We start from the raw sequence: 13,185 nt of genomic DNA, 5'->3' as shown, positions 1-13,185 counted from the left end.
AGCGATGATCCACGCGCAAGGCAGCGGGCCTGGCGCGACAGGGAAGTTTTGCCCGCAGGAAAGGGACAGATATGGCCAAGCTACGTTTCGTTCAGGGCCCGGTCGCGACGGCCGCGACGTCGGGCCTCAACAATACGGTGCGCACCGTTCGCGCGCTGTATGAAGCCGATCCCGAAATTATCCATGCCATGCTGCCGCGCCCGCTGGTGGCGGCGGCGCGGCCCGAAATCTTCCTCCAGTTCGCGCATGTCGCGATGCACGTGACGCCGGAAACGACGATCGAGATCGGCGCGCTGACGTTGGGCGTGATGTGCGATTATGAAGGCACGCCCGGCGGCTATGTGTTCCACATGGCGATGGAGGGCGAAACCGTCGTCACCGGCGGGCGCGAACGCTTTGGCGAACCGAAGAAGATCGCGGAAACCACCTTCGACAAGAATGGCGATCATGTCCGCGCCACCTGCAGCCGCCACGGCATCACCTATTTCGAAGTGGAAGGCACGATCGGCGAAGATCAGGGCGTGCCCGCGCCGTTCGAGGAATATTTCTACTGTTACAAGGGCCTGCCATCGATCAGCACGCCGGGCGAGTTTGACGGCGACGTCTATCTGACCCGGCTGAACTGGAAGCGGAATTATAATCTGCGGCGCAAATTCGACGGCGCGATCAAATTCCATGAATCGGCATATGATCCGCTGGTCGACGTGCCGATCCGCCGCATTGTCAGCCTCGATTATGTCGAAGGGGCGACCAACACCAGCGGCCAGCTGCTGCGCACCGTGCCCGGCGAATGGATCGCACCGTTCTGGGTGGGGCGGAACGACGCGCCGACCAATCCCGGCGTCGATATCGCGCTGGCTGGCGCAAAGGCGGCCTGATGCGCGATTTCAAGGGCCGTGTCGCGGTCATCACGGGCGGGGCGAGCGGGGTTGGCCGGGCGATCGGCACCCAGCTCGCGGCCCAAGGCGCACGCGTCGTGCTGGCCGATATCGATCAGGCGCGGCTGGATGCCACCGCAGCAGAGATTGCGGCGGACACCGGCGGCGATGTGATCGGCATGCAGGTCGATGTCACCAAGGCGGGTTCGGTTGATGCGCTGGCCGATGCGGTGTGGGCGCGGTTTGGCGCGGTGCATCTGCTGTTCAACAATGCCGGCGTGGGCTTGGGCGAGGCGCAGCGCACGATTTGGTCGCTGCCCGCCAACGATTGGCATTGGGGCTTCGACGTCAACGTGTTCGGCGTCGTCTATGGCATCCGGGCGTTCGTGCCGCGGATGCTGGCGTCGGGTGAAGAAGGGGTGGTGATCAACACCTCGTCGGCCAATGGTGGCCTGCGATCGCTGCCCAACACGCCGATCTATGCGGCGTCGAAGGCGGCGGTGACGAGCATCAGCGAAGTGCTGCACCAGCAATTGCTGCGCGAAGGCGGCAAGGTGCGCGCCGCCGTGCTGTTTCCGGGGCCGCATGTCGTGAACACGTCGATCCTTGCGTCCAAGCGCAATCGCCCGGCGGACTATGGCGACGATGACGGCAACAAGCCGGCTTATGAAACGATGGAGGATCTGGTTCGCACCACCGGCCTCAAGATGGCGTTGACCGAGCCGGAAGAAGTGGCGAGCTTCGCGATCGAAGGGGTGCGTCAGGGCCAATTCTGGCTGCTGCCCGAAAGCGCGGACGGGGACGCCAAAGTGATCGAACGAACGGAAAACCTGCTTGCGCGCGCCAATCCGGCGTCGGCCTGGTAAAGCATAAAGGGACGCGCGCATGGCGACTTCGGCAGCATCGGAACCAGCCCTGACGCGCAGCGCGCCGAGTGCCGCGTATCGCTGGTATGTCGTGATCGTCCTGTCGCTGGCTTATTGCTTCAGCGCGATCGACGCGCGCGTCCTCACCTTGCTGGTGATCCCGATCAAGCAGGATCTGGGGTTGAGCGATTTCCAGATCAGCCTGTTGCAGGGGTTCGCCTTCGCCCTGCTTTACAGCGTGGCGGCCATCCCGATCGGCCGGCTGGTGGATACCAGCCGCAACCGCACCCGGCCGATCGTGTGGGGGGTGCTGTTCTGGTCGATGATGACGATGCTGTGCGGGCTGGCGCGCAGTTTCGGCGCGCTGTTCGCCGCGCGGATCGGCGTGGGGGTGGGCGAAGCGACGCTCAGCCCGACCGCTTATTCGCTGATCAGCGATTATTTCGATAGCCGGCGGCGCGCGCTGGCGATCAGCGTCTATGCGATCGGCTACCCGATCGGCGGCGGGCTGGCGCTGATCATCGGCGGCGCGTTGCTCCATTATTTCACCGGGATCGGCGGCGGCATCCTGCCGGTGATCGGGGCGCTGGCGCCGTGGCAGATGGTGTTCATCGTCGTCGGCCTGCCCGGCGCGATTATCGCCCTGCTGCTGCTGACGATCCGCGAACCGGAACGGCGCGAACTGGCCAAAGGGTATGAAGGCCGGGCCATGCCCTTGGCGGAAACCTTCAGCTATCTGCGGGCGAACTGGCCGCTTTATGGCGTGCTGATCGGCACGATCTCGCTGATCGGGATGCTTTCGATCGGGGTGTCGCTCTGGTATCCGACCTTCCTGATCCGCACCTATGGCATGACGATCGGCCAGGTCGGCCTCTATTACGGCATGGTCATGCTGGTTTGCGGGGCTGTCGGCACGCTGATGGGCGGCTGGCTTTCGGGCCGGCTGATGCGCGCCGGCCGGGCGGACGCCAATCTGCAGATCGTGCTGGTGACGACCGTGCTGAAGGCGCTGCCGCTGATCGTCGGGCCGCTGATGCCCAATGCCACGCTGGCGCTGGCGTTCATGGCGGTCGGCACGCTGATCGGCCAGGCGGCGCAGGGCGTGATCATTTCGGCCATTCAGGATGTGACGCCCAACCAGCTGCGCGGTCAGGTGATGGCGCTGACCTTGCTGTGCGTCAATCTGGTCGGCCTTGGGCTGGGGGCCAGCTTCATCGCCGCGATCACCGATTTCGGTTTCGGCGATGAAGGCGCGATCCGTTATTCGATCGCGCTTGCCGGTGCGATCCTGCTGCCGGTGATCGTCGGCCTGCTGCTGGTCGGCCTGCCAATCTACCGCAAGGCGTTGGAGGCGCGGGCCTGATCCCCGCGCCGATTTTTGGATTCAGCGATCGACCCGCGCGCTGACGCGGTGGAAGAATGGCCGGTGCGGGGCGCTGCCGCGCTGGATGTCGTGAAAGATGCCGGCGCCCAGCTTGGGCAGGATCGCTTCGACGATCGTCACATGTTCCAGGTTGCGCACGTCGATATGCACGTACAGCGCGTCTTCGAAGTGGAAGCTGACATCGGTTTCGGGCGGGCAGGCATCGATCAGCATGGCAGCGATCCGGCGCAGTTCATCCGATACGATGTTCGGGCGCGGGGCCGAAGGAATACGCTCTACGCCACCGGTTTCTGTACTCACGTCCACTGCGCTCATTCCTATCGCCTCTGAATGCCCGATGCCCATCAATCCGATTAAACGGGGTCGTTTGGCAACTTTATTGTTGCGCGCGGGCAGGCGTGGAACGGCTGAAGCGGGGCCGCCGGGCGTTCCACCCGGGTGATGGCCGTCCGCTAACCCTGCACCACCACACGGCCTTTTGGCGTCATGATGGACGCGGCGGGCAATCGATCGCCGGGCGATATTGGCCGCGCATTTCCAAAAGGACGCAGCGGCCGGCGGTGGCATCGGGGGGTGGCGAATCCCGATACGCCGCCGCGGCACACCCGGCCGCGAATCTTCCGGCGGCCGGGTCAGGGCGTAATTCGGACGCCGGTCATCTGTTCGGTCAGATCCCACAGCTTCCGGGCGATCGCCATGTCCTGGGCCGCCGGTTTGATCCGGGCCGGGCCGGGTGCGCCCTTCATTTCACCGAACCCGTCGGGGCCGTAAAATCCGCCGCCCGCCGCGTCCGGCGCGGTGGCGGCATATAAGGTCGGCAGGGCGCCGGCGGCCGCCGGCTGCCCCAGATAGGGCATCACTACCGTCAGGATCGAACTGACGACATAATCGCCCAGCCCGAATTTGCCCAATTGCTTGCGGTTGTCGCCGATCGACGTCTGCGCCACGCCGGGATGGACGGCGATGCTTTTGATCTTGCCGCCGGCGTCGTCGATCCGGCGTTGAAATTCGCGGGCGAACAGCAGGTTGGCGAGCTTCGTCTGATTATAGGCGCGCTGGGCGCGATAGCCCCGTTCGATCTGCAGATCGGCCCAGTCGAACCCGCCTTGCCCGTGCACCATGCTCGATACCGTCACCACGCGCGGCGACGGCGCCGCATTCAGCAGCGGCAGCAAGAGGCCGGTCAGGGTGAAATGGCCCAGATGCCCGATCGCGAAAGTCAGTTCGAACCCATCGGCGCTGGTGCGCCGGTCGCTGATCGGCTGGATGCCGGCGTTGTTGATCAGGATATCGAGCGGTTCGCCCTCGGCGATCATCGACGCGGCAAAATCCCGCACCGTCTGCAAATGGCTCAGATCGAGGGGTCGGAACGATATCCGGGCGTCTGCGCGCAGCGCGCGGATGCGGTCTGGAATCGTCCGGCCGATCTGTTCGTTCCGGTCGGCCACGATCACGTCTGCGCCATGCTGGGCCAGCGCCCTTGCGGCTTCCAGGCCAATGCCGCTGGCGCCGCCGGTGATCAGCACGCGCTTGCCCGTCAGATCGGGAATGTCGTTTTCGCCCCATTTGTGCATGTTCGTCCTGCCCCCTTGGGCGCGCCGCAGCGGCCCGCAATGCTCCGTCCCACCAGCGTTCCTAACGCAAGCTGTTCTGCGGTTTAATATATTCGTCATTCAGACGACGCCGATCTTTCACACCCTTCGCCCAATCGCCCCCCGAACGCGCTTGAGTTTTTTCGGGGGACGTATGCAATATCACAGCCGCAAGCGATTGAAGACGATCGGCGTACTGGTCGCGGCCACCATTCTTTCCGGCCCCGCTTTTGCGGGCACGCTGGCTGGCACCATTTCCGACAGCAGTGGAACCAGCGGCCTTGAAGGCGCAGAAGTAGAGATCGAGCAGCTGCGCCGCCGCACATCCGCCCGCGCCGATGGCAGCTTTCGCTTTTCCGATGTTCCGGCCGGGCGGTACAGTCTGCGCACCCGTTATGCGGGCGCGGAAGACAAGCTGACCGAAGTGGATGTCACCGCGACCGGCACCACCGAAACCAGCATCGCCCTCAGCGCCGGCAAGGGCGCACTCGACACCATCCTCGTCATCGGCCAGCAGGCCAATCTCGGCAGTTCGATTGCCCGCCAACGTGCGGCCGATGGCGTGGCAACCGTGCTGACGCGTGACGCGATCGGCCAGTTTCCGGACCAGAATGTCGCCGAAGCGCTGCGCCGTTCGCCGGGCATCAACATCCTGAACGATCAGGGCGAAGGGCGCTTCGTGTCGGTGCGTGGCCTGGATCCCAACCTCAATTCGGCGTCGATCAACGGCAGCCGGATACCGTCGCCGGAATCCGATGTGCGCTCGGTCGCGCTCGATGTCATTCCGTCCGAACTGGTGGAATCGATCGAAATCAAGAAATCGCTGACGCCGGACATGGACGGTGACACCATCGGCGCGTCGATCGAAATCAACACCACCAGCGCGTTCGATCGCAAGAAGCCGTTCGTCGCGATTTCGGCCGAAGGATCGTATAACGACCTCAACGAAAAGCTGTCGCCCAAGGGCAGCGTCGATTTCGCCACCCGGCTGGGCGATGATTTCGGCATCGCCGGCGGCCTTTCCTATTACCGCCGCAAGTTCGCGACCGACAATATCGAGATGGAAGGCTGGGACGAGGATAATGGCGTCCCGACGTTCGAAAAGCTCGAATATCGCGATTATGATGTCACCCGCGAACGGATCGGCGGATCGCTGTCGTTCGACTGGCGCGCCAGCGACACGACCGAACTCTATGCGCGCGGCCTCTACAGCCGGTTCGAGGATCAGGAATATCGCCGCCGGCTGATTTTCGACATGGGCGACGCCAGCCCCGTCGGCGGCACGGCCAACGGCCCCAGCTATCTCAGCGGCGGGGCGGACGACAGCGAAATCAAGGTCGAACGCGACCTGAAAGACCGCAACGAAGTGCAGACAATCCGTTCCTACGCGCTGGGCGGAAAGACGGAAACCGGGCCGTGGGCCTTCAAATATGAAGCCTCGCTCGCCAAATCAGGCGAAACCGAAAATGGGTCGATCGATCCGGCCGCCTTCGAACGCACGTTCGACGGCGATGATGTGCTGGGCGTCGATTTCGATTTCGGCAACTACAAGAAGCCCGCCTACAGCATCACGCAGGGCAATGATCTGTTCCTCGATCCGGCGGGCTATGAATTCGACAAGATCGAACGCACGACACTGAGCAAGGCGCGCGACCGCGAATATACGCTGCGCGCCGATATCACCCGCAGCTTCGCGCTCGGGCAGGGCGAATTCGACGTCCAGTTCGGCGGCAAGGCGCGCCTGCGCAAGAAGACCTACGATCTGCAACTCGACGTGTTCGACGGCTATGACGGCGATCTGACGCTGGCCGATGTGCTGGGCCGGCAGGATTATGGGCTGGCGGTGATCGATCCCGTCGTCGGCAAGACGGCGGTGCGCGATCTGGTCGGCGATTATTCGGCGTTCGAACGCAACGCACTCGACAGCGAGTTTGAATCGAACATCGCCGATTTCAGCGTGAAGGAAGATATTTACGCAGGCTATCTGCTCGGCCGCTATGACAGCACGGCGCTGCGTATCATCGGCGGCGTGCGTGTCGAGCATACCAAGAACGACATCCGCGCCAATCTGGTCGAACTGGTCGAGGAAGGCGGCGTCCATAACGGTGTCACGCTGGATGAAGACACGGTTTTCGTCACGCCCAACGGGTTCAAGCGCAGCTATACCGATTGGCTGCCCAGCCTGAACCTGCGTTTCGCGCCCGCACAGGATATCGTGCTGCGCGCGGCCGCGTTCAAAAGCGTGGTCCGCCCCAATATCGCCAAGCTCGCGCCGCGCTTCGTGGTCGAGGAAAGTGACGATGGCGATCGCGAAGGCGAATTTGGCAATCCGGCGCTGAAACCGTACAAGGCGTGGAACGTCGATGCCTCGGTCGAATATTATTTCGGCAAGAATGCGGTGGTGCAGGCGGGTGTCTTCTGGAAACGCATCGACAATTTCATCGTCGACCGGGAATTTGACGAAGACGATGCGCCTTATAACGGCGTCTATAACGGGGTGTCGTTCAGCGAGGCGGTGATCCCGATCAACGGCGACCGGGCAACGGTGAAGGGGCTGGAACTCAGCTACCAGCAGGCGCTGACCTTCCTGCCCGCGCCGCTCGATGGTTTTCTCGTCAATTTCAACTACACCTATACCGATGCTAAGGGGGATATTGGCGATCGCACGATCCCGCTGCCGGCGTCGTCGAAGCACACATTCAACGCCATATTGGGCTATGAAAAAGGGCCGCTCAGCCTGCGCGTGGCCGGCGCCTATCGTTCAGGCTATCTCGATGAACTGGGCGGCGACGCCGACGAGGACCGCTATGTCCGCAAGCATTTCCAGCTCGATCTCAGCGGCAAATATCGGGTCACGAAGAATATCCAGATCTTCGCCGAACTCGTGAACGGGCTGGATGCGCCGTACATCGCCTACCAGAAGGGGCCGGGCCGCGATCGCCTGCTCCAGTATGAAGAATATAGCTGGACCGGCAAATTCGGCGTGCGGGCGAATTTCTGATGCGCCGCGCTGCCATCCTGATCGCCGGCCTCGTCATGGCGGGGCCGGCCATCGCCGCCGGGCCGCCGCCATCGCCGCCCCATTCGGCGGGGCAGCCTTATGCCGCGCGCAACCTGCCCGATCGCATCGTGCTGAGCGCCGGTGCGGATGCATCGCGTGAAATGGCGGTCGCGTTTCGCACCGATACCGCGCAGACGGCGGCCGAGGCGCAGATCGCCCCGGCGATCGATGGTCCCAGCCTTGAAGCCCGCGCCAGAACCATCACCGGGACAAGTGCCCCGATCACCACCGAAAATGGCGACGCAATCTATCATCAGGTGCGGTTCACCGGCCTCGAACCCGGCCGCCCTTATGTCTATCGGGTCAAGGGCAGCGCGGGGTGGAGCGAATGGTTCCAGTTCCGCACGGCATCGGCCGAACCCAGGCCGTTCCGCTTCCTCTATCTGGGCGACACCCAGAACAATATCCTCAGCATCGCATCGCGGGTCATCCGGCAGGCATTCCATGCCACCGCCGATCCCGCGCTGGTCGTCCATGCCGGCGATCTCGTCGCGCAGCGCGACGAAAAGGTGCATGACGACGAATGGGGCGAATGGACGCAGGCCGGCGCCTATAATTACGCCATCGTCCCGCAATTGCCCGCCACCGGCAACCATGAATATGTCGATGTGGCGCAAGCCGATGGCACCGAAGGCCGCAGGCTTGGCCCCCATTGGCCCCGGCAGTTCGCCTTGCCCGCCAACGGCGCGGACGGGGTGAAGGCGACGACCTATTATGTCGATTATCAGGGCGTCCGCTTCATCGCGTTGGATGGCACAGCCGCCCTCGATCTTGGCGCGCTCGATACACAGACGAAATGGCTGGATGCCGCACTGGCGTCGAGTAAGGCGCAATGGAACATCGTCACCTTCCACCAGCCGATCTTCACCTGCGCCCGCCCCGATGATACCGAAAAGCTCAAGGCCGCGTGGAAGCCGGTGTTCGAAGCCCGTAAGGTCGATCTGGTGCTGCAGGGCCATGATCATTGCTACAGCCGGCTGACGGCGGAAGCGGGCAAGGCCCAGTCGGCGCGCGCGCGCAAGGCCGGCACGATGCAGGGGCCGGTCTATCTCGTTTCCGTCACCGGATCGAAGATGTATGCGCTCAACGATCGCGCGGGCACGCAGCCCGATCGCGTGGCCGAAGACACCGAATTGTATCAGGTCGTCGATGTGCGTGCCGATCGGCTCGCTTTGCGGACATGGACGGCGACCGGGCGGCTCTACGACGGCTTCGATCTGGTCCGTCAGGCCGGGGGCGGCAACCGCCTGGTGGAAACGCCAGGAACCATCACCCTTCGGCGCTGCCAGGGCGCGACGGGGCCGGATGGGTTGCCCTGCACGGCACGGAGCAAATGATCGTGACACCAAAATCCTTCGCCGCTCCCTTCCTTATCGCGTTGCTGGCGGGCTGTTCCGCCGCCGAGGTTGAACTGCCGCAGGGCACGATGGCCAGGGGCGATCGGGCGCATGCGGTTCCCGCCGCGATGGAAACGCATGTCACCACCGATCCGCAAGTCGATGCCGACGATCCCGTCCTGTGGGCCGATTCACGCGATCCCGCCCGCGCCGTGCTGTTCGGCACGGACAAATCGGATGGGCTGTATGTGCACGATATGGATGGCAAGGTGCGCCAGTTCTTCGCCGATGGGCCGCTCAACAATGTCGATCTGCGCCCCGGCTTCATGGTCGATGGCCGCGAATATGTGCTGGTCGCCGCCGCCGAACGCAAGCGCTTCGGGATCATGACCTATCTGTTCGATCCGGCGACGCTGGAATTGCAACGCTATGGCTTCATCCCCACCGACATGGGCGAGCCTTACGGTTTCTGCATGGGCAAGCAAGGCGACACCACCTACCTAATCCCCAACAACAAGCAGGGCGAAATTCGCCTTTATGCCGTCTCGGCCGGCGCCAAAGGCCCGCAAGCCCGGCTGGATCGCGTGATGAAGCTCGGCAGCCAGACCGAAGGATGCGTGTCCGACGATGCGGCCGGGATGTTGTATGTCGGCGAAGAAGATGTCGGCATCTGGCGCTTCGCCTTGAACGCCGGTGCGGGCGCGCCCCCGCTCAAGGTCGCCCCGATCGACGGCCAGCGCCTGACCGCCGATGTCGAAGGGCTGACCATCATGCGCGATCGCGGCGCAGCCTATCTGATCGCGTCCAGCCAGGGCGATGCGACCTATCCGATCTGGCGGATCGACGGCGACACTTATGCCTATCAGGGCCGGTTCGCGGTCGAAGGCGGGGCGATCGATGCGGTTACCGGCACCGATGGCCTCGATGCCTGGAGCGGCCCGATCGGCCCCTATCCCGAAGGTGCCATCGCCATGCACGACACCGCCGATGGCGCGGGGCCGCAGCAGAATTACAAGCTGGTCGACTGGCGCGCCGTCCGCAAGGCGCTAGTGTTGCCGTGAGGCGAACACCAGCGGCTCGCAGACGCCGCCATTCCCGTTAGTCCGCCGACGGAAAGGTCCAGAACGCGCGCAGCGACGTCAGCTTGCCTTCGTCATTCGCCTTGTGGATGATGATCAGGTCGACCTGCTGGTTGGTGGCGTGCGCGTTGCTGATCACAAAGGTGGCGGCGCTGGCCACTTCGTTGCCGCAGGCATACCATTCACGAATGCGATATTCGAACGTCGTGTTCTGGGCGACGACCATGTCGTAGAAACGCCCGATCGCTTCATGGCCGCGATGGCCCTTGCCGGCGGGATCGAACGGGGACTGGCCGACAGGATCTTCGACGATCGCATCGTCGGCGAACAGGCTGAGCCACAGTTCGCGCTGGCGGCTCTTCACCGCGTCGAGCGAGGCCAGGGACAGTTCACGGGCGCTTTTCATGGCAATGCTCCATTGCTGGCGGGGGCGTTCCCCCGCAGGGGCGTCAGGATGACGGGGCGATCTTGTCCTGCGTCTTCGTCAGGAAATCGTCCGCGTCATGGCGTTCGTGCAGCTGTTCGGCCGGATCCCCGTAGGTGCGGTTGACCATCCGGCCGCGCCGGACCGCCGGGCGCGATGCGATCGCCGCGGCCCAGCGCTGGACATTGGCATAGTCACTGACCGCCAGAAATTCGGCGGCATTGTACAGCGCGCCCTGCGCCAGCCCGCCATACCAGGGCCACACCGCGATATCGGCGATCGAATAGTCGGCGCCGGCGAGATAGGCGCTCTGCCCCAGGCGGCGGTCCAGCACGTCGAGCTGCCGCTTGGCCTCCATCGCGAAGCGGTTGATCGCATATTCGATCTTCACCGGCGCATAAGCGTAAAAATGGCCGAAACCGCCACCCAGATAGGGCGCGCTGCCCATCTGCCAGAATAGCCAGGACAGGCATTCGGCGCGCGACGCCGGATCGGTGGGGATGAGTGCGCCGAACTTTTCGGCCAGGTGCAGCAGGATCGCGCCGGATTCGAAGATCCGGATCGGGGCCGGCCCGCTGCGATCCATCAGCGCCGGGATCTTGGAGTTCGGATTGACGTCGACAAAGCCGCTGCCGAATTGATCGCCTTCGTTGATGCGGATCAGCCAGGCATCATATTCCGCGCCGCGATGGCCCAGAGCCAGCAGCTCTTCGAGCATGATCGTCACTTTCTGGCCGTTGGGCGTGGCCAGCGAATAAAGCTGCAACGGGTGGCGGCCGACCGGCAGGTCCGTGTCATGCGTCGGCCCGGCGATCGGCCGGTTGATGCTGGCGAACGGCCCGCCATTTTCCTTGTCCCAGGTCCAGACGGCAGGCGGGGCATAAGGCGGCGTTTCGGTCATGGATGGCTCCGGATGTCTTGGGCAGGGACGATAGGCCGATCCGTCGCCGGATGGCCAGCGGTTCAGGCGCAGGCGGCGACGGGCGACAGGCTGGCCCGGATTTGCGCGGTCAGTTCAAAGGATCGCAGCCGGGCGGCATGGTCATAAATGTCGGATACGACCATCAGTTCGTCGGCGCCGGTTTCCGCGATCAGGTCCGCCATCCCCGCTTGCACGGTAGCGGGCGAACCGATGATCGATCGCGTCAGCATCTGCATCGCCTGCGCCTTTTCGGTGGGCGACCAGTAGGTTTCGATATCGTCGATCGGCGGCCCGCTCAGCTGGCGGTCGCCCCGGAACAAATTGGTGTACGACATCTGTTGCGATGTCGCCAACCGCCGGGCGGCGCTGTCGCTGTCGGCCACGATGATGTTGATCCCGACCATCGCATAAGGCCGGGCGAGTTGCGCCGACGGCCGGAATCGTTCGCGGTAGATGCGCAGCGCCGGCAGCAGGGCGGCGGGGGCGAAATGCGATGCGAAGGCGTAAGGCAGGCCGAGTTCGGCGGCCAGTTGCGCGCCATAGGTGCTGGAACCCAGGATCCACAGGGGAATGTCGGTCCCGGCGGCCGGCACGGCCTGCACCCGCTGGTCCGCCGCCGAAGCCGCGAAATAGCCTTGCAGTTCCAGCACGTCCTGCGGAAAGGTCTCGGCGGCCGAAAGCGACCGGCGCAACGCATATACCGTGGCCTGATCGGTCCCCGGCGCGCGGCCAAGGCCAAGTTCGATCCGGCCGGGAAACAGATGGTGCAGCGTGCCGAATTGTTCGGCGATCACGATCGGCGCGTGATTGGGCAGCATGATGCCGCCCGCGCCCACCCGAATGCGGTGCGTGCCGGCCGCGATATGCGCGATCACCACTGCGGTCGCAGCGCTGGCGATACCGGGCATGTTATGATGTTCGGCCACCCAGAAACGCTGATACCCCCAGTCTTCGGCGCGCGCGGCCAGATCGCGGGCATTGTCCAGCGCACCGCGCGCGTTGGTGGATCGGGTGACGCGAATGGGGTCGAGGATCGACAAGGCCGTCATGCTATTCTCCTGATGCGCCTGATCTATGGTCTGGTCCTGGTAATTCCAACGGCCATGTTCGTCCCGGTCGGGCGGGTGGGACGGCGAGGTGCCTTGGCGCGGCGGGTGTCGTGCCACGGGTTGATACAGGATCTGCGGCTGGCGGAATCGCGCCAGCGCGCGCCGTGAATGTGGCCCTTTCCACCCTGCATGCCACGAACTGTCGCGCGTGACGCACTCTTTGTCGCTCTGGCGATGGATCGCCCCGATGCGAACGGCTCTTTTTTGCGCCTTGGGTGTTGGCGGATTTGCGTGCGGAACATCTCCTGTCACGCGGTTCAAGGGAAGACATGAATATGCGGTTCCGATCCATCCTGCTCGCGGGTCTTGGCACATTGGCGCTGGCCGCCTGCTCCAAGCCGGAACAACAAGTCGAGGCGGCCCCGCCGCCCCCGCCCGGCGCCGTGGCCGGCAGCGTGGCCGCCGATCGTGACGGCGATGGCATCATTGATGGCTATTATTCCGCCGATGGCATCTATCATCCCAATGCGGTGCCCGCGCCGCCGCCGCCGCCCGCACCGACGCGTACGGGGGAACGGGGCTGATCACCGCGT

General features: G+C 64.2%; 12 protein-coding genes. 7 read left to right on the top strand and 5 right to left on the bottom strand.

The features are described 5' to 3' along the window. Positions 1-71 precede the first annotated feature (71 nt). From KC8_RS10190 to KC8_RS10180, 3 genes are read left to right on the top strand one after another with little or no spacing between them, the layout of a single operon-like run. On the top strand, positions 72-878 hold the full coding sequence (locus tag KC8_RS10190; protein ID WP_010127876.1) for an acetoacetate decarboxylase family protein: 807 nt from the start codon (positions 72-74) through the stop codon (positions 876-878). Then, positions 878-1,744, top strand: a complete 867-nt coding sequence (locus KC8_RS10185) for an SDR family NAD(P)-dependent oxidoreductase (protein WP_010127875.1) — start codon at positions 878-880, stop codon at positions 1,742-1,744. Before KC8_RS10190 ends, KC8_RS10185 begins: the two co-directional genes overlap by 1 nt. Positions 1,745-1,763: 19 nt before the next feature. Then, positions 1,764-3,107, top strand: a complete 1,344-nt coding sequence (locus KC8_RS10180; RefSeq protein WP_010127874.1) for an MFS transporter — start codon at positions 1,764-1,766, stop codon at positions 3,105-3,107. A 21-nt stretch (positions 3,108-3,128) separates the two neighbouring features. On the opposite strand, the gene KC8_RS10175 is transcribed toward KC8_RS10180, so the two are convergent. Together KC8_RS10175 and KC8_RS10170 are read right to left on the bottom strand one after the other, a co-directional pair. Then, a complete protein-coding gene (locus KC8_RS10175; RefSeq protein ID WP_138956804.1) occupies positions 3,129-3,443 on the bottom strand; it encodes a hypothetical protein in 315 nt (104 codons plus the stop codon). Between the two features lie 317 nt (positions 3,444-3,760). Next, a complete protein-coding gene (locus KC8_RS10170) occupies positions 3,761-4,702 on the bottom strand; it encodes an oxidoreductase (RefSeq protein WP_010127871.1) in 942 nt (313 codons plus the stop codon). 172 nt (positions 4,703-4,874) lie between these two features. Here KC8_RS10170 and KC8_RS10165 point away from each other — a divergent pair, with 172 nt between their 5' ends. Genes KC8_RS10165 through KC8_RS10155 form a run of 3 tightly spaced genes read left to right on the top strand, consistent with a single transcriptional unit; the run spans position 4,875 to position 10,179 of the window. Further along, positions 4,875-7,721, top strand: coding sequence for a TonB-dependent receptor (locus KC8_RS10165; protein WP_010127870.1), 2,847 nt, complete (start codon positions 4,875-4,877; stop codon positions 7,719-7,721). Further along, positions 7,721-9,118, top strand: a complete 1,398-nt coding sequence (locus KC8_RS10160) for a purple acid phosphatase family protein (RefSeq protein ID WP_010127869.1) — start codon at positions 7,721-7,723, stop codon at positions 9,116-9,118. Before KC8_RS10165 ends, KC8_RS10160 begins: the two co-directional genes overlap by 1 nt. Next, a complete protein-coding gene (locus KC8_RS10155) occupies positions 9,115-10,179 on the top strand; it encodes a phytase (RefSeq protein WP_010127868.1) in 1,065 nt (354 codons plus the stop codon). The genes KC8_RS10160 and KC8_RS10155 overlap by 4 nt, the downstream gene beginning before the upstream one ends. Before the next feature lie 37 nt (positions 10,180-10,216). On the opposite strand, the gene KC8_RS10150 is transcribed toward KC8_RS10155, so the two are convergent. The 3 genes from KC8_RS10150 to KC8_RS10140 form a co-directional block, all read right to left on the bottom strand. Then, the gene (locus tag KC8_RS10150) at positions 10,217-10,603 is read right to left on the bottom strand and encodes a nuclear transport factor 2 family protein (protein ID WP_010127867.1); all 387 of its coding nucleotides are present in this window, start codon (positions 10,601-10,603) and stop codon (positions 10,217-10,219) included. Between the two features lie 43 nt (positions 10,604-10,646). Beyond that, complete coding sequence (yghU, locus tag KC8_RS10145) at positions 10,647-11,522, bottom strand: glutathione-dependent disulfide-bond oxidoreductase (protein WP_010127866.1); 876 nt, start codon at positions 11,520-11,522, stop codon at positions 10,647-10,649. 62 nt (positions 11,523-11,584) lie between these two features. Then, the gene (locus KC8_RS10140) at positions 11,585-12,592 is read right to left on the bottom strand and encodes an LLM class flavin-dependent oxidoreductase (RefSeq protein WP_010127865.1); all 1,008 of its coding nucleotides are present in this window, start codon (positions 12,590-12,592) and stop codon (positions 11,585-11,587) included. Positions 12,593-12,927: 335 nt separating this feature from the next. Here KC8_RS10140 and KC8_RS10135 point away from each other — a divergent pair, with 335 nt between their 5' ends. After that, positions 12,928-13,176, top strand: a complete 249-nt coding sequence (locus KC8_RS10135; RefSeq protein WP_029624865.1) for a hypothetical protein — start codon at positions 12,928-12,930, stop codon at positions 13,174-13,176. The last annotated feature ends 9 nt before the right edge of the window (positions 13,177-13,185 follow it).

The sequence above is a fragment of the Sphingomonas sp. KC8 genome (genome assembly GCF_002151445.1).
GTDB lineage: Bacteria > Pseudomonadota > Alphaproteobacteria > Sphingomonadales > Sphingomonadaceae > Sphingomonas_E.
The sequence above is the reverse complement of the archived record's forward strand: the minus strand, read 5'-3'. Positions and strand labels throughout refer to the sequence as shown.